Below are 15,836 nucleotides of genomic sequence, written 5' to 3' on the forward strand. Positions count from 1 at the left end.
TTGCATCACTGCATATACTATATTCACGGTCGCCCACCTCTTCTAACATCGCTTCGTTGCGGGACTAACCAGACCGGAATGTGGGCGGCCACCTTTTAGGATTCAAACCGTATTCACCATCACCGTTTTATTACACACCATGAATAAAGCTGCAAACCACACCAGGCTTGCAGCTTTTATTTTATTTATGGTCCTTCGTCAATAAGTTCATAGCCTGGAATCAGTTCTGACAGCGGCACTATCTCTGCTTTCTCTTTATAAACAGGTATATACTCTTTAAGCACATTAACCATCTTTGTTCCTGTGATGCCGACATGGCCGATTGCGATAATTCGTTCATTTTTCACCAGTTTTTCAGCAAGTCTGTCAGCCTGTTTTGTAATATGGGCAGTGGTGTATATGTCATCGAAGAAAATATTGTTTTCTACATAGGGTACACCTATTTCTTTTGCCAATTTGCCAACGACGCTTTTGCCGGTTGTTTTGCTGTCGAGATAAAATAATCCTTGTTCTTTGCATACTTTAAGGACTATTCTCATGACCCGCTCATTTTCAGTGGCTCTTGAACCCATATGATGATTCATCCCGACGGCATGCGGCACTTCTTTAATGGCACTCTTCACCCTGCTGCGGATTTCTTCATCGGTTAAATCAGTTGTGATTGCCCCTGGACCTAGCCAGCTCCTCTTTCCTCTTTTCGGCTCCATCGGCATATGAACGATCACTTCATGTCCATTTTCACTTGCCAGTTCTGCATCTTCTTTTGTCGTTGGCATAAAAGGCATGATGGCAACCGTTAAGGTCACCGGGAGCTCCATCATTTCTGCTGTTCCCTTCATGTTGTTTCCCAGATCGTCAATGACAATCGCCAATTCAGGTTTTAGCGGGGCAGCACTTATGGAAGTCCCCATACTTGCGAATGAAAAAATCAATAAAAATATACTGATGAATATTTTCATTTTCCATCCTCCTTTGGGCTAGCATTCCCTGAATCTTTAAAACAGTTCCAATGCAAAAACTGCCAGGAATTGATCCTGGCAGCACTTTATTTTTTATGCATTTTAAACTCAAGGAAAAGCTCATTATAATAAGCAAGCATCCTTTTTCCCAGGTTCTCATAAACCTCCAGCCGAGCTGTCATTTCTTCATCGGGATAGAATCGTTCATCTGAGATTGTTTCTTCGTCCATATATTTCATCGCTTCTTTATTCGGCGTTGAATATCCAACGTATTCTGTATTTTGTGCCGCATTTTCCGGGTCAAGGATGAAATTCATGAACTGGTGGGCCGCTTCCGGGTTTTTGGCAGTCTTAGGGATGACCATATTATCAAACCAAAGATTGGAGCCTTCTTCCGGAAGTACATATTCCAGATTATCCTTCTCCCACATGAGCTCCTGTGCCGTGCCGGACCAGACCACCCCAATGCCGGCTTCATCATTTTCCATCAGCATTCTGATTTCATCACCGACAATGGCTTTAATGTTAGGAGTAAGACTATCGAGCTTTTCTTTTGCTTCGATCAAATGGTCTTTATTTTTGTCATTCAGAGAATAATGCAGACTGTTGAGCCCCATGCCCATTACTTCCCGTGCCCCATCAATCAGCAGGATCTGGTTCTTTAATTCAGGGTCCCATAAATCATGCCAGCTTTTGATTTTTTTATCTCCTAAAATATCGGTGTTATAAAGAATCCCGACTGTTCCCCAGAAATATGGAATCGAATATTCATTCCCGGGATCAAAAGGCAGGTTCATAAAACGCTGATCAATATATTTCAGATTCGGAATTTTCGAATGGTCAACCGGCAAAAGCAGGTCTTCCTCTTTCATTTTTTCAATTGCATATTCAGATGGAACGGCAATATCATAGGCTGTGCCGCCCTGTTCAATTTTGGTCATCATGGCTTCATTGGAATCGAACGTCTCATAGATGACTTTTATGCCTGTTTCCTGTTCGAACTTGTCCACCAAGTCTGCATCAATATAGTCGCCCCAGTTAAAAATGGTCAAAGTATTGCCGCTTGTATAGCCCTGAGAGGAATTCAGCCCTGAAACGATGTACAACAAGGCAAATGAAACAATTAGTACGGCGGCGAGCGCCTGAACAAGCTTCTTCATTGCCTCACCCCCATTCCATTCGGCTTATCATTTCGTTTTGTAATAAAGTAATAGCCTATTACCAGAATGATTGTAAATAGGAAAAGCAAAGCAGATAAAGCATTAATATTTAAAGAAACTCCCCGTCTTGCCAGTGAGTAAATCTCGACAGACAATGTGGTAAAGCCGTTGCCTGTAACAAAGAAAGTTACCGCAAAATCATCCAGGGAATACGTCAGGGCCATAAAAAAGCCAGCGAAAATTCCTGGAGTAATATAAGGGAGAATGACTTTAGTCAGCACATCAAACCTGCTTGCCCCAAGATCCATGGCTGCATAAATCATGGACGTGCTCATTTCTTCTATTTTAGGCAAAACCATCAGCACAACAATCGGAACACTAAAGGCAATGTGTGCAAGCAAAACAGATACAAATCCAAGCTTAAGTCCGATCATTGTAAACAGAATCAAAAACGAGGCGCCTATAATGACATCCGGACTGACAATCAGCACATTATTCAGTGACAAGAGCGTGTTTTTCACTCTTCGTTTTCTCGCATAGGCAATGGCAAGTGCTCCAGCCACTCCAATTATAGTCGAAATCGCGGCAGACAATAGGGCAATAATAATAGTGTTAAGGACAATGATGAGCAAGCGGGTATCAGCAAACAGCTCCCGATACCAATCCAGGGTGAAACCTTCGAATTGATACATGGTTCCTCCGCTGTTGAATGAATAAAATATCAAGTAAAAGATCGGGGCGTACAGGATGATAAAGATAAGAGCCAAATAAATCGCCGGCCATCTCCTGTTCTTTTTCATTATAGAATCCCCCGCTTTCTTCTGCCTGTCAGCACCATAATGAACACCATTGCGATAATCAGGAATACGGCAATGGTCGAGCCCATTCCCCAGTCCTGTGTCACTAGAAAATGCTGTTCAATGGCTGTTCCCAGAGTAATGACACGGTTTCCTGCAATCAGCCTTGTCAGCATGAATAGAGAAAGTGCAGGGATAAAGACAATCTGGCATCCTGCTTTCACCCCGTCAAGTGTCAAAGGAAAAATAACGCGTTTAAATGTTACCCAGGAAGACCCGCCTAAATCATTGCTGGCATCAAGAAGGGTTGGATTGAGTTCATCTAAAGAATTAAATATTGGCAAAATCATGAAAGGAAGAAAAATGTATACCGACACAAAGATAAAGCTGAAATCAGTGAACAGAATTTGCCTTCCCCCTATTCCCATGACATCCAAAAAGCTATTCGCTGCCCCATATGTTCCAAAGATGCCCAGAAAAGCATAGGCTTTCAAAAGCAAATTAATCCACGATGGCAGGATAATTAATAAGAGCCAAAGCTGCTTATGTTTCGTCTTAGTAAGCAAAAAGGCTGTCGGATAAGCGATCAGCAATGAAAATAACGTAATTAAAAAGGCATACCAAAAGGAGCTCAGGGTCATTTTTAAATAAACGGGTGTAAAGAACTTTCTATAATTCTCCAAAGTGAAGTGCCCTTCAATATCGAAAAACGAATAATACAGAACAAGAAGCAATGGCGCTACAACAAAGAGGGCAATCCAAAGGACATAAGGAATTAAATAAAAGTTGCGGGAGTTAGTTCTCATGGCTTTCCTCTTCATAAGCTTCAAGACGCTTATCAAATTCCTCTTCTGTTTCCCCATGCCTCATGACGTGTATTGCTTCGGGATCGAAATAAAGGCCAATTTGATCCCCGACTGTCGCCTTTTTGGTTGAATGGACCAGCCATTCATTGCCATCGCTGTCATAGCAGCTGATTTCATAATGGACGCCCCTAAAAAGCTGGGAGTCAACATGTACCTTCAGTTTCCCGTCTTCCGGTGCAGTAATAGCCAGGTCTTCAGGCCGGATGACGATCTCTACATCTTCATTTGGCTCAAAGCCCCCATCAACACACTCAAATAATTTTCCGGCAAACTTTACCTGATAATCTTGGATCATCGTTCCAGCAACAATATTTGATTCCCCAATAAAATCTGCCACAAAACGATTGATCGGCTCATCATAAATATCAGTAGGAGTTCCACTTTGTTCGATGCTTCCACTGTTAAGCACGAAAATTTCATCTGACATGGCTAATGCTTCTTCCTGGTCATGTGTGACGAAAATAAATGTAATGCCCAGATTCCTCTGCAGTTCCCTCAGCTCATATTGCATTTCGGTCCGCAGCTTTAAATCAAGTGCGGATAAAGGCTCATCCAGGAGAATAACCTCTGGTTCATTGACAATGGCACGCGCGATGGCCACACGCTGGCGCTGTCCACCTGACATTTCTTTAATTTCCCGATTTTCGTAGCCTTCAAGGTTCACAAATCTTAGCGCTTCTTTTACTTTCCTATCAATATCTGCATTCTTTAATTTTTTGATTTTTAAACCGAATGCAATATTCTCATACACATTCAGATGCGGAAATAGAGCGTAATCCTGAAAAACAGTGTTTACCTGCCTTTTGTTTGCTGGAACATTATTTATTATTCGCCCATTAAAATAAATGTCCCCTTCGGAAGGTTCAGTAAAGCCGGCAATCAATCGCAATATGGTTGTTTTCCCGCAGCCCGATGGCCCTAAAAGGGTATAGAACTTCCCGCGTTCAATTTCAAAGCTGACATCTTTTAAAACCGGCGGATCATTATCATATCTTTTTGTAACGGAATTAAATCGAATAATGGTGTTATCTGTCATCTAACTCTCCCTATCTATAGAAATTACAGCACTTATGTATTGTTAAGTTCAAACGTATAATATCATAAATTTCTCGGAATCTGTCATATATTGGTGAACATCCTTAACAAAAATATCCCGCAGCCATTGGTGCGGGATATTCAGATACTACACTCCCCGCTTATTGCCCCATACATATGTATGCAGCTGCGGAAGTACTTTAACATCTGTCAAATCACTGTCATGTATCGTTTTTTCAATGAGCCAATCATATTTGTCAAGCAGTCTCTGCAATAAGTTTCGGTCGTCAGCTGTAACAGTGTCATCATTTCCCACCTGCAGATAAAACGGAACACCGGGATAGCGCTTATGAACGTTTTTTGCATATTCATAATCCTTATCATCAAAAACAACAACCTTCAGTGAGAACTGCTGGTCAGCCTTACTTTGGGTCTGAAGATTATTCACAATATAATTGAGCACATCGAAGTCTGTATTCATGCCTGAGCTCGGCGGTTTTGGGGATAGGGTCAGTTCATCAATTTCATAAAACCAATCCTGCCAGCAGCTCCCCTGTGTTTCCAGACAGATCTTAATTTTTTCTGCTTTGAGCAATGAAATAAGATCACTCAAATTTTTTAGAAGGGCTGGATTACCGCCGGATATCGTTACAAAGGAGAATCCATCCCCGCCAAGCTCTTTAAGCTCGTTCCAAATATCCTCCGGTTCCATTTGGCGGATGCTGTCTTTTGCGCTTCCATCCCAGGTAAAGGATGAATCACACCAGCTGCAGGAATAATCACATCCTGCTGTACGGACGAACATCGTTTTCTGGCCGATCACCATCCCTTCACCCTGAATGGTTGGCCCAAATATTTCAAGAACAGGAATCTTACTCAACCTCCATCCACTCCCTTCTTGCTTCAGCATAGCTTGTAGGAGTTTCAAAAAGGCGCACAAATTCTACTCTTGCCCCAATATATTGCTCTTTTCTGTTTTGAAGGCTGTCTGCCATTTTTTCATAAATCCAGACAACCATATTCTCTGCTGTCGTATTCATTGGCGGCAGTGTCTCATTCAGATACTTGTGGTCCAGAAATATTTCAATTTCGTTTTTCCAAATTTCTTTAATGTCGCCAAAATCTATCATTAACCCTCTGTCATCCACAAATCCGCTTAGGCCAAAAACCACCTTGTAGGTGTGCCCATGCAGGTTTTTGCATTTGCCTTCATAGCAATGCAGATGGTGGGCTGAATCAAAAGTGAATTCCTTGCTGACCAATACACGCTTTTGGTGGTATTTCAGCTGATCGGGTTTAATATCCTCATTAATTTTCTGCAGTTTATCAACAATCCTGAAACCGTACATGGCTTAAAGCTCCTCCTTTTCCTTGAGGTATTCTTCAAGGCCATTTTTCCTTAAATGGCATGCAGGACACTCACCGCAGCCATCAGCCGGAATTCCGTTATAGCATGTCAGTGTCTTCTCACGCACATAATCGAGGGCATTTAATTCATCTGCCAGCTTCCATGTCTCTGCTTTGTTAAGCCACATTAAAGGTGTATGGATCACAAACTGGTGATCCATTGATAGATTAAGTGTAACATTTAATGATTTAATAAAAATATCTCTGCAGTCAGGGTAGCCGCTGAAATCTGTCTCACACACCCCGGTTATAATATGCTTTGCGTTGATCTGACTGGCCAGCACACCGGCAAATGACAGGAATAAAAGGTTTCTCCCAGGCACAAATGTGGATGGGAGCTCGCCTTCCTCCCCATCCTTAACTTCAATCTCATCACGGGTAAGTGCATTTGGTGCCAGCTGATTCAATAGGGACATATCCAGAATGTGGTGCCTGATTCCCAGCTCTTTTGCTATTTGCTGTGCACATTCGATCTCCAGCTTATGACGCTGATTATAATTAAAAGTGACTGCTTCCACTTCTGCAAAACGTTCCTTTGCCCAGAATAAGCAAGTTGTACTATCCTGACCACCGCTGAACACAACGAGTGCTTTGTCATTTTTCATATAAAAATTCTCCTTTAAATAGAAAAACAGGACCACTAAGAAAGCAGACCTGTTTTCCTTAGTTTTTTAAAGAGGGTAGCTAGAACCTCTACCGTGTACACGGATTTGTTATTGAACTATCAGTTTATATTATCATCTTTAATGATTTTTTAGAAGGCTTTAATTTATACAGCAAAAAAGTTTTATTATTCAAAATCGCGGGAAAGTAATAATGCAGCGCCAATTTCTGAAGGAGGGACTGAAGCCATGATCCGGTTTACATCGACTTCACGCTATTCCTTTGGCATTGCAAAAAAAGGGACATTTGCAAGAAGGTCTGCAGGAATGAATATCCAGGATAGGACCACTATGATACGTCTGGGACTGCTGCAATAATCGGAACCGGCAAAAAAGGTGCAGCTGTTGCCTGGCACCTTTTTTGCATTTTAATTTTCGAAATCGGCTTCCAGGAGGTCCCACGCTGTAATGATGCCTTTTGGTTTTTCAGTCGGCTTTCCATTCTCGGTAACAATAATCCCTTCCAGCTTTTCACTTTTATTTCGGGAGTACTCAAACATATCCTCTAATTCAAATATTGATGTATCTTTGCCGGCAAACGAGATTTGATGCTTCGATTTCTTGTTGAAAAGCTCTTTAATTTTCACCTTTTTCAACTGGATTGTTTCTTCTGTAAAGTGCTCTGCCATCCATTTCACGATATCTGCCGAAGTTAATAGCCATGAATATTCCTCTTTTCTCGAGTAAATCGGGAATTGGGAGTGCGAAAATTTGTTGATTATGGCAAGTACATCTGCTAGCTTGCCATCTTCATAAAAATAAAATACGGGAGTTGCAGCTATGGAGAGTGCTGTTTTTGGCTTTTCAAAATGGCCTGCAATTCTTTCAATCTTTTCTACCGTCTCCCGATGGGGCTCCGCAATATAATAATCAAGGTCTATTTTTTCATGGACAATGGCATTTCGCAGTTTGGCAAACTGGTGCAAATCATCTTCATATAATCGAATCAGCGAATGGTTTTTCTGTATTTCTATAAGTTTATAAAATCTATCTGTTCTGGCGTTTTTAGCAGATTGTTTTAAGGCTTTGTGAATACGGTTAAAGGCAGCCTCAAATCTTTCTGATAAGTTCATTTCTATGTCTGCTTCCAATATGATCTCTCCCTAAATTGGTAATATCCCTCCTCTATTCCCAAAATGATGGACAAACTAAACTTTGAAGATAATGGTATGAATACTGGCAGAATAATTTGCACAAAAAGAATTTTCAGTCTATTATAGAATATTATATTCTTCAGCTGAGGACTTTGCATAAATATATAACTTTACTAATAATTTTTTTCGTTCTACCGTTAAACGATATGACTATACCTTTTCAAAGGAAAGAATAATGAATGCATTTCTTTATAACGAAAATGAATATTTATTATATCTAAATAATATTTCATTCCTCCGCACAACAAATTTCTGCGAAAGCTGGTGAAATGATGAGATACACTTTACACCCTTTGGGGGAAGATGCTGTTCTTGTTGAGCTTGGGAAAGAAATCAGCAAGGAAACACATCGGAAAGTTCAATCGCTGACTGCCTTTCTCGAAAAGCACCCACCCGAATGGATGATTGAATACATACCTGCTTACACAACTGTAACCATTTTTTATAATCCATTTGAAGCCTATCAGCTTTCAAATGGCCAGCTCCCGTTTGATTTCGTGTGTTCACTGATAACACCGCTTATTGAAGAACTGACGGAAAATGATATGCAGGAACCTCAAATCGTTGAAATACCGGTATGCTATGGAGGAGAATTTGGGCCGGATCTTGATTTTGTGGCAGAGCATAATGGGATTACACCTGAAGAAGTTATTGAAGTTCACTCTTCAGGCAGTTACTTGGTCTATATGATTGGATTTGCACCGGGATTCCCTTTTATTGGCGGAATGTCAGAGCAAATTGCCGCACCAAGACGGGATACGCCACGTCTAAAGATACCGGAAAGAACGGTAGGGATTGCCGGTATGCAGACAGGGATTTACCCCATTGAGACGCCAGGCGGCTGGCAGCTGATTGGGCGTACTCCTGTTAAATTGTTTCGGCCGATGGATGAATCCCCTACTCTCCTGAAAGCAGGCGACCATATCAAATTCAAGCCAATCAGTCTGGAAGAATACCATCATTGGGAGGAGACGGAACAATGATTAACGTTTTAAAGCCCGGACTTCTTTCAAGCATTCAGGACCTGGGGAGAACCGGGTACCAAAAGTATGGCGTGATTTCCAGCGGGGCAATGGACCCTTTTTCACACCGGATGGCCAATCTCCTGGCTGGAAACAAAGAAAATGATCCTGTTTTAGAAATAACGATGATGGGTCCAATGCTAACATTTAAAGAGGATACACTCATTTCAATTTGCGGAGGGGACCTATCCCCTTCCATCAATGGCCAGCCTGTTCGGACATGGAGATCCGTTTTAGTGAAAAAAGGCAGTGAACTTAAATTCGGCCAGTGCCGTAAAGGGTGCCGAGCCTATCTGGCTGTTGCGGGCGGATTTTCGGTACCTGAAGTCATGAACAGCAAATCCACATACCTCCGCGCAGGCCTTGGCGGTTATAAAGGCAGAGCATTAAAGTCAGGAGACCTGCTGGAAACCGGCAAACCTTCTCTCCAGTCATTGAAAATAACGGAGTATTTGACAAAACAGATTCTTGATAGAACCTTTGTTGAAAACGACTGGGGTATTGCATCAGAACTCATACCGGACACAGCGGCAAATCCAGAAATCAGAATAACCAGGGGCCGCCAATTTGATTTATTTTCTGAAGCAAGCAAGGTTCAGCTTTTTAAACATGCCTTTGAAGTGACCTCACAATCGGACAGAATGGGTTACAGACTGAAAGGCCCTGCCCTTGCGCTATCAGAACATGCTGAGCAAATATCTGAAGCTGTAAATTTTGGCTCCATACAAGTTCCTCCGGATGGAAATCCGATTGTATTGCTGGCTGACAGGCAAACAACGGGGGGTTACCCCAAAATTGGACAGGCTGCTGCTGTCGATCTTCCCCTTCTGGCGCAGGCCAAACCTGGAGACTCCTTAAGTTTTGCAGAAATTTCAAATGAACAGGCGCAGCAGTTATTAATTAAGAGAGAAATGAAATTAAAGGAATTAAAGCAAGGTATATTTTTAAAAACAAGAGGAGGCAATTAAGATGCACATTGTAGACATTAATTGTGATATGGGAGAAAGCTTTGGCTTATACAAGATGGGGCGAGATGAGGAAATTCTTGATCATATAACTTCTGCCAATATTGCATGCGGATTTCATGCCGGCGACCCAGCGACCATGCGAAAAACAGTTAAGATGGCACTTGAGAAGAATGTTGGTCTGGGAGTCCATCCGGGACTCCAGGATCTCCATGGATTCGGCCGGAGGGATATCAACATAACCCCTCAGGAAGCTTATGACTTAGTGGTCTATCAAATTGGCGCTTTGTATGCATTTGTTAAATCAGAAGGCGGAAAGCTTCAGCATGTAAAACCGCACGGTGCATTATTCAACATGGCCTCAAAAAGCGCACCATTATCAGAAGCAATCGCAGAAGCGGTTTATAAAGTCGATCCTGAACTGATTCTTTTCGGGCTCTCTGGAAGCGAATTAGTAAAAGCCGGCAGGAAAATCGGACTCCGCTCTGCAAATGAAGTGTTCTCAGACCGCACGTACCAGGAGGATGGATCTCTTACTTCAAGAAGGGAAAACAATGCACTTATTACAGATCATAGCGACGCTGTAAATCAGGTAATCCGCATGGTCAAGGATGGAAAAGTTCATTCTGTCCAGGGTACAGATGTTTCCATTGAGGCAAATACGATATGCATCCATGGTGACGGGGAAAGTGCACTTGAATTTGCCCAATATATTCCGAAAGCTCTGAATGAAGCAGGCATCCAAGTAGCAAAAATCAGCGATTTTTTGAAATAATATCGGTATTCGTTGAAATAATGAAAAATTGGTGTTCCTTTATGGATGACCGCATAAAACAAGAATAATTGATACTGCATAGGTTTCAATGGTTCTCATCTGCTTGTAATAGTGCAAATGAGGTTTTATAAGATAGTGTGTAGGTTTTTCGGGCGGCTGTCGGGTATAGTTCTGTTGAAGTCGAATAATTAAGCGCGAATGGCACTGATAGGGGGGAATAGTGCCGTTGAAGTCGAATGATAAAGCTTGAATGGCACTCATCAGCTGGAATAGTGCCGTTGAAGCCCTATAATTAAGCGCGATTGGCACTGAATCATTACTAAAAGTGCTGCTGCAAGGTAAAAGAAGCACGAAAGATAACCACAAAAAGAATTATTGGGGGAAAAAGAATGAAAAAGCAATCTAATGCCAGTCTATTGCTTGGTGCCGCTTTCCTTATGGCCACTTCTGCCATTGGCCCAGGCTTTCTGACACAAACAACAGTTTTTACAGAAACCCTGCTTGCGAGTTTTGGGTTTGTCATTTTAATTTCTATTATTATCGATATTGGGGCACAGATGAATATCTGGCGAATCATTGCCGTTTCTGAAAAACGCGCACAGGATATTGCCAACGATGTCCTTCCGGGACTGGGATATTTCCTTGCTGCCCTGATTGTCATGGGCGGACTTGCTTTTAATATTGGGAATATTGCTGGTGCCGGTTTAGGAACAAATGTTATTTTCGGGATATCCCCTGAAATGGGCGCTCTTTTAAGCGGAATTTTGGCAATCGGCATCTTTCTTGTAAAAGAAGCGGGCAGATTAATGGACCGTTTCACACAGATTTTAGGATTTGTCATGATTGGATTAACTCTTTATGTAATGTTTACTGCACAGCCTCCTGTCGGTGAGGCAGTTGTCAAAACGTTTGCGCCGGATAAAATTGATATCCTGGCCATTATTACACTTGTCGGCGGAACGGTTGGGGGTTATATTACCTTCGCTGGCGGCCATCGTTTAATTGATGCTGGAATCAAAGGAAAAGAAGCTCTGCCGGAAGTCACAAAGAGCTCAGTCAGTGCAATCGGGATCGCTTCCATTATGCGCATTTTCCTGTTTCTTGCTGCACTGGGTGTGGTTTCACAGGGCCTTGCACTCGATCCATCCAACCCCCCTGCTTCTGTCTTCCAGCTGGCAGCGGGCAATATTGGTTATAAGATATTTGGAGTAGTTATGTGGGCAGCTGCCATTACTTCTGTTGTCGGTGCAGCTTATACATCGGTCTCATTCATTCGGACATTGAGCCCTGCTGTCGAGAAATATCATAAATGGGTCATTGTCGGCTTTATCGCCATTTCTACATTTGTTTTTGTTTTGATTGGAAAACCGGTAAAAATATTAGTTTTAGTTGGTTCATTAAACGGTCTTATCCTGCCAATTGCATTAGGTGTAATGCTGATTGCTGCCTATAAAACCAAAATTGTCGGCGATTATAAACATCCTCTTTGGATGACGATTTTCGGACTTATTATCGTGATTGCTATGTCTTACATGGGGATTTATTCATTAATCAATGGTATCCCCGAGCTATTTAAATAAGCATGAAAGGAGATTTTCATATGAACTCCCCTTCTCAATTGAATCCCGATGAAGCGCGCAAATTGATACGTGTCCAGGATTGGAATAATCCAACTGCAGGAATGGCTAATGGCTTTATTCAAGCTAATCTGGCTATATTGCCAAAAGAACTGGCCTTTGAATTTCTGCTTTTCTGCCAGCGTAATCCTAAATCCTGTCCAATCATTGATGTGACTGAACCAGGTTCACCCGTGCCAATGCTGTCAGCTCCCAATGCTGATATTAGAACCGACCTGCCAAAATACAGGGTATATAAAAACGGAGAGCTCGCTGAGGAACTTTCAGACATAACATCTTATTGGAATGATGATATGGTAGCATTTCTGATCGGATGCAGCTTTACGTTCGAAGACGCCTTGCTCAAAAATAATATCCCTATACGCCATATTGAGGAAAATCGGAATGTCCCGATGTATATAACCAATGTTGGATGTGTGGGTGCAGGCCGGTTTGAAGGACCAATGGTAGTGAGTATGCGTCCGATGACAGAGAAGGAAGCCATTAGAGCTGTACAGGTGACAAGCCGCTTCCCATCTGTCCATGGGGCCCCTGTCCATATTGGAAATCCTGAAGCAATCGGCATTAACAATGTTCAACGCCCTGATTTTGGAGACGCTGTGACCATTAAAGATGGAGAGGTACCGGTTTTTTGGGCCTGCGGGGTCACACCTCAGGCAGTTGCCATGCATGTGAAGCCGGAGATTATAATTACACATGCTCCGGGACATATGTTTATTACTGATTTGAAAAATGAGGAGTTTTCGGTTTTATAGGAAAAAGGCGTCCAGTGGGCGCCTTTTACTTTTTGTTTTTCAAATAATTCAGGGCATCATGATGATCCTTTTTCATAATCTGTTCAATTATTGGGTCTGCGGGAATGACTTCCCTGCTTTTTTTATTAATTGTCCGGTAAACGGGCCTAATCGACGAAAGACTGCTTTTCACCTTCCATTCGCTATCCTGGAATACAATTTTCAAATCGATGAGACCAAGATGATTGCCCCAATATCCAGCCTGGACAGCAGCCGTTCCGTTAATGGTACCAGTCTCTAAGTCAATGCCAGGCAGCTTTTGCAGTTCATCTTTAACAGGAAAAACAGAATGGCTGTGACCGAATAGAATGGCATCTAATCCCTTAACTTTGCTGAGGGCATGAACTGAATTGCCCTTTTTTTCATCTAGTCCTTTATCGGATTGGAGACCGGTATGCGCAAGAGCCACAATGATATCTGCCCCTTTACTTTTCATAATAGGGATAAAATGCTCGGCAGTTTCCTTTATATTTTTCACTTTAAGGTTTCCGTGAAAATACTCTTTATTCCATTCTGCAACAATCGGTGTGATAAAGCCAATGACACCAACTTTCAGCTTATGCTTCTCCCCTGATGTATCTGTTACTTCTTTCTCTATGATGGTATAGGGATTAAAATAATTCAAATCATCCTCATCGAGCTGATTGCTGTCTTCAACATATATATTGGCATTGACATAAGGAAAGTTAGCTCCCCTGAGGCTTTCTTCCATAAAATCAATTCCGTAATTAAATTCATGATTTCCCACCGTCGCAGCATCATAAAGCAAGGTATTCATGGCTTTAAAGACAGGATGGACATTAGCCATGTCAAGCGGATGGCTTCTATAGGCATACTCATCGAGTCCGTTTCCTTCAAGAATGTCCCCATTATCAAATAGAAGGGAGTTAGGAGACTCATTTCTTGCCTGTTTAATCAAGCTGGCCGTTCTTGAAAGCCCAAACTCCACTGTTTTCTTGCGGTCTTCGTAATCATAACCAATCATGTTTCCATGCAAATCAGTGGTTTCCATCAGGCGCAGATGGATGGTTGGCGGTCCGGATACTTCAGCTTCCGTCTGGTTCCAGACAATCAGCAGGGCTATGAATAATAACAGCGTGATTAAGTATTTTTTCATTCCCTTTTTCATTCCATCTCCCCCAGATGATCAAAGATAAGTTCTCTTATTTTCTCTCGATGCAAGAAAATTAATCAGAGATTGGGGGCTTATGAAAAAAGAAGAAAAAAAGGAAAATTTTGAAACTTTTTATCGTTTTATTCGTTATAAAAGAAAATGAAAATGGAGGTCCTGCATGGTTAAACAAAAAAAATTCTGGGTTTGGGCATTGTTGTTCTTTATTTTAGAATCAATTTTAGCAGCGGGTGTTTCACTTTTTTTTCACTTGCCTCTGCTTGATACCATGGCCTACAGCAGCTTTATTCTTTTTGCATTAAGCCTATTTGCTTTTTCACAGGGTGATGCCTGGACAAATAATGTGATTGCTGATTCAAAGCTAAATATGATGACTCATATGAACGAAGAAGAAAGAGCGGATTTTTTCATTAATATCAATCCGTTTCTAGCAGGGACTTTTGCTTTTTTTATTGTTGGAATAATTATTACTGCGTATTTGTTTATTATTTAATATGCTTTCCGCGGGAGGCATGAGATCCTCCTCCCGCCGGAGTCAAGTATCCTCCGCTCCAATCAGCCCAGCAGTAAAATAAAGTTTGGTGTTTTAAACTAGTTGACTTTGAAAGTAACTACTATTTTTTGTAGAGAGTTTTTAATATGATTTTCTCCCAGCTTTTCCAGTTCAGCACGTTTTTCAGGCATATTCTTGTTCGTACCCCCTTTCCTACCGGGTACCTGAGTGCAGGTTCTTTTTCCCTGAGAATGCTTACTGCTTTTTTCGCTACGATTAGCGGATCTTCATAAATGGGCTCGCCTTGATCAAGGTAATTTTGAATTTTTGACATATATGGATAATAAGGTGAGTCTTTTTTCAAGGATGGTTCCGCAATCTTTTTCCCTGTTGTCCAGATGCCTGTCCTGAATGATCCTGGCTCAATCAGCACAACATTTACGCCAAACGGTTTCATTTCAAGTCTAAGTGATTCACTCCACCCTTCTACAGCAAATTTTGATGCGGCATATGGCGATAAGCCTGGAAACCCGATTCTCCCGCTGATGGAACTCACATTTAAGATGGTTCCTGTTCTTTGTTTCCGCATAAATGGCAGAACCGCCTGTGTTATTGCAAACGTTCCAAAAACATTTGTCTCAAACTGATTTTTATAATCCTCCAGCGGTATTTCTTCCGCAAATCCTGCCCCTGCATAGCCGGCATTGTTGATTAAAACATCAATTGAAGGCAATTGAAGGATCAGGTTTTTAAAACTTTCAATGGATGAGGATGAGGTGATATCTAATTCATGAATGGAAATTTGTTCATGAACTCCCTCTCGTCTAGCTTTCTCCATTAATATTTTGCTTTTATTCGTGTTTCTCATTGTGGCAATAACTTGAAAATTATTCTTAGCCAGTTCAATGGCCATCAAGGTTCCAAACCCGCTGGAACAGCCTGTAATAGCAGCATTTTTCCTATCCAACTATCATCATC

General features: G+C 41.7%; 18 protein-coding genes and 1 riboswitch. Of the genes, 7 read left to right on the forward strand and 11 right to left on the reverse strand.

The annotated features are described in order from the left end of the window. Positions 1-185: 185 nt before the first annotated feature. From ACR42H_RS12950 to queC, 8 genes are all read right to left on the reverse strand, one after another. Entirely contained in the window at positions 186-959 is a 774-nt protein-coding gene (locus tag ACR42H_RS12950) for a divergent polysaccharide deacetylase family protein (protein WP_436376609.1), read from the reverse strand. Positions 960-1,045: 86 nt separating this feature from the next. After that, a complete protein-coding gene (locus ACR42H_RS12955; RefSeq protein ID WP_436376611.1) occupies positions 1,046-2,119 on the reverse strand; it encodes an ABC transporter substrate-binding protein in 1,074 nt (357 codons plus the stop codon). Then, positions 2,116-2,919, reverse strand: a complete 804-nt coding sequence (locus ACR42H_RS12960; protein WP_113880976.1) for an ABC transporter permease — start codon at positions 2,917-2,919, stop codon at positions 2,116-2,118. The genes ACR42H_RS12955 and ACR42H_RS12960 overlap by 4 nt, the downstream gene beginning before the upstream one ends. Further along, on the reverse strand, positions 2,919-3,722 hold the full coding sequence (locus ACR42H_RS12965) for an ABC transporter permease (RefSeq protein ID WP_113880977.1): 804 nt from the start codon (positions 3,720-3,722) through the stop codon (positions 2,919-2,921). Before ACR42H_RS12965 ends, ACR42H_RS12960 begins: the two co-directional genes overlap by 1 nt. Next, positions 3,712-4,818 carry an ABC transporter ATP-binding protein gene (locus ACR42H_RS12970; protein ID WP_113880978.1) on the reverse strand — a complete coding sequence of 369 codons (1,107 nt, stop codon included), beginning with the start codon at positions 4,816-4,818 and terminating at the stop codon, positions 3,712-3,714. Before ACR42H_RS12970 ends, ACR42H_RS12965 begins: the two co-directional genes overlap by 11 nt. A gap of 147 nt (positions 4,819-4,965) precedes the next feature. Next, positions 4,966-5,697 (reverse strand): 7-carboxy-7-deazaguanine synthase QueE, encoded by a 732-nt coding sequence (queE, locus tag ACR42H_RS12975; RefSeq protein WP_436376614.1) that lies wholly within the window; start codon positions 5,695-5,697, stop codon positions 4,966-4,968. Continuing rightward, positions 5,690-6,166 (reverse strand): 6-carboxytetrahydropterin synthase QueD, encoded by a 477-nt coding sequence (queD, locus tag ACR42H_RS12980; protein ID WP_113880980.1) that lies wholly within the window; start codon positions 6,164-6,166, stop codon positions 5,690-5,692. The genes queE and queD overlap by 8 nt, the downstream gene beginning before the upstream one ends. A 3-nt stretch (positions 6,167-6,169) precedes the next feature. Further along, on the reverse strand, positions 6,170-6,829 hold the full coding sequence (gene queC / locus ACR42H_RS12985; protein ID WP_113880981.1) for a 7-cyano-7-deazaguanine synthase QueC: 660 nt from the start codon (positions 6,827-6,829) through the stop codon (positions 6,170-6,172). A 52-nt stretch (positions 6,830-6,881) separates the two neighbouring features. Beyond that, a riboswitch (PreQ1 riboswitch) is annotated at positions 6,882-6,924 on the reverse strand. Between the two features lie 151 nt (positions 6,925-7,075). Between queC and ACR42H_RS12990 the strand changes: the two genes are divergently transcribed. Beyond that, positions 7,076-7,204 carry a hypothetical protein gene (locus tag ACR42H_RS12990; protein ID WP_258549798.1) on the forward strand — a complete coding sequence of 43 codons (129 nt, stop codon included), beginning with the start codon at positions 7,076-7,078 and terminating at the stop codon, positions 7,202-7,204. A gap of 50 nt (positions 7,205-7,254) precedes the next feature. Here the strand turns inward: ACR42H_RS12990 and ACR42H_RS12995 are convergent, their stop codons facing one another. Next, positions 7,255-7,977 carry a CBS domain-containing protein gene (locus ACR42H_RS12995; RefSeq protein WP_436376617.1) on the reverse strand — a complete coding sequence of 241 codons (723 nt, stop codon included), beginning with the start codon at positions 7,975-7,977 and terminating at the stop codon, positions 7,255-7,257. A 335-nt stretch (positions 7,978-8,312) separates the two neighbouring features. On the opposite strand from ACR42H_RS12995, the gene pxpB reads away from it, so the two are divergent. From pxpB to ACR42H_RS13020, 5 genes are all read left to right on the forward strand, one after another. Continuing rightward, positions 8,313-9,023, forward strand: coding sequence for a 5-oxoprolinase subunit PxpB (pxpB, locus tag ACR42H_RS13000; protein ID WP_113880982.1), 711 nt, complete (start codon positions 8,313-8,315; stop codon positions 9,021-9,023). After that, the gene (locus ACR42H_RS13005; protein ID WP_436376619.1) at positions 9,020-10,030 is read left to right on the forward strand and encodes a biotin-dependent carboxyltransferase family protein; all 1,011 of its coding nucleotides are present in this window, start codon (positions 9,020-9,022) and stop codon (positions 10,028-10,030) included. Before pxpB ends, ACR42H_RS13005 begins: the two co-directional genes overlap by 4 nt. A 1-nt stretch (position 10,031) precedes the next feature. Next, the gene (locus ACR42H_RS13010) at positions 10,032-10,802 is read left to right on the forward strand and encodes a LamB/YcsF family protein (RefSeq protein WP_113880984.1); all 771 of its coding nucleotides are present in this window, start codon (positions 10,032-10,034) and stop codon (positions 10,800-10,802) included. A 389-nt stretch (positions 10,803-11,191) separates the two neighbouring features. Further along, positions 11,192-12,382, forward strand: coding sequence for an NRAMP family divalent metal transporter (locus ACR42H_RS13015; RefSeq protein ID WP_113880985.1), 1,191 nt, complete (start codon positions 11,192-11,194; stop codon positions 12,380-12,382). 20 nt (positions 12,383-12,402) lie between these two features. Then, complete coding sequence (locus ACR42H_RS13020; protein ID WP_436376621.1) at positions 12,403-13,194, forward strand: putative hydro-lyase; 792 nt, start codon at positions 12,403-12,405, stop codon at positions 13,192-13,194. A gap of 25 nt (positions 13,195-13,219) precedes the next feature. Here ACR42H_RS13020 and ACR42H_RS13025 read toward each other — a convergent pair whose 3' ends face one another. Beyond that, a complete protein-coding gene (locus tag ACR42H_RS13025) occupies positions 13,220-14,362 on the reverse strand; it encodes a metallophosphoesterase (protein WP_113880987.1) in 1,143 nt (380 codons plus the stop codon). 163 nt (positions 14,363-14,525) lie between these two features. Here ACR42H_RS13025 and ACR42H_RS13030 point away from each other — a divergent pair, with 163 nt between their 5' ends. Then, complete coding sequence (locus tag ACR42H_RS13030; RefSeq protein WP_243856073.1) at positions 14,526-14,858, forward strand: hypothetical protein; 333 nt, start codon at positions 14,526-14,528, stop codon at positions 14,856-14,858. Positions 14,859-14,979: 121 nt separating this feature from the next. Here the strand turns inward: ACR42H_RS13030 and ACR42H_RS13035 are convergent, their stop codons facing one another. Continuing rightward, complete coding sequence (locus ACR42H_RS13035) at positions 14,980-15,825, reverse strand: SDR family oxidoreductase (protein ID WP_436376623.1); 846 nt, start codon at positions 15,823-15,825, stop codon at positions 14,980-14,982. Positions 15,826-15,836 lie beyond the last annotated feature (11 nt).

Origin of the sequence: Cytobacillus sp. BC1816 (assembly GCF_051353635.1) — a bacterium.
GTDB classification, from domain to species: Bacteria; Bacillota; Bacilli; order Bacillales; family Cytobacillaceae; genus Cytobacillus; species Cytobacillus oceanisediminis_C.

Bases quoted from the DNA above. Each gene is read 5' to 3' on its own strand.
- ACR42H_RS12950 (WP_436376609.1), bottom strand. From the start codon at position 959: ATGAAAATATTCATCAGTATATTTTTATTGATTTTTTCATTCGCAAGT.
- ACR42H_RS12955 (WP_436376611.1), bottom strand. From the start codon at position 2,119: ATGAAGAAGCTTGTTCAGGCGCTCGCCGCCGTACTAATTGTTTCATTT.
- ACR42H_RS12960 (WP_113880976.1), bottom strand. From the start codon at position 2,919: ATGAAAAAGAACAGGAGATGGCCGGCGATTTATTTGGCTCTTATCTTT.
- ACR42H_RS12965 (WP_113880977.1), bottom strand. From the start codon at position 3,722: ATGAGAACTAACTCCCGCAACTTTTATTTAATTCCTTATGTCCTTTGG.
- ACR42H_RS12970 (WP_113880978.1), bottom strand. From the start codon at position 4,818: ATGACAGATAACACCATTATTCGATTTAATTCCGTTACAAAAAGATAT.
- queD (WP_113880980.1), bottom strand. From the start codon at position 6,166: ATGTACGGTTTCAGGATTGTTGATAAACTGCAGAAAATTAATGAGGAT.
- queC (WP_113880981.1), bottom strand. From the start codon at position 6,829: ATGAAAAATGACAAAGCACTCGTTGTGTTCAGCGGTGGTCAGGATAGT.
- ACR42H_RS12990 (WP_258549798.1), top strand. From the start codon at position 7,076: ATGATCCGGTTTACATCGACTTCACGCTATTCCTTTGGCATTGCAAAA.
- pxpB (WP_113880982.1), top strand. From the start codon at position 8,313: ATGAGATACACTTTACACCCTTTGGGGGAAGATGCTGTTCTTGTTGAG.
- ACR42H_RS13005 (WP_436376619.1), top strand. From the start codon at position 9,020: ATGATTAACGTTTTAAAGCCCGGACTTCTTTCAAGCATTCAGGACCTG.
- ACR42H_RS13010 (WP_113880984.1), top strand. From the start codon at position 10,032: ATGCACATTGTAGACATTAATTGTGATATGGGAGAAAGCTTTGGCTTA.
- ACR42H_RS13015 (WP_113880985.1), top strand. From the start codon at position 11,192: ATGAAAAAGCAATCTAATGCCAGTCTATTGCTTGGTGCCGCTTTCCTT.
- ACR42H_RS13020 (WP_436376621.1), top strand. From the start codon at position 12,403: ATGAACTCCCCTTCTCAATTGAATCCCGATGAAGCGCGCAAATTGATA.
- ACR42H_RS13025 (WP_113880987.1), bottom strand. From the start codon at position 14,362: ATGAAAAAGGGAATGAAAAAATACTTAATCACGCTGTTATTATTCATA.
- ACR42H_RS13030 (WP_243856073.1), top strand. From the start codon at position 14,526: ATGGTTAAACAAAAAAAATTCTGGGTTTGGGCATTGTTGTTCTTTATT.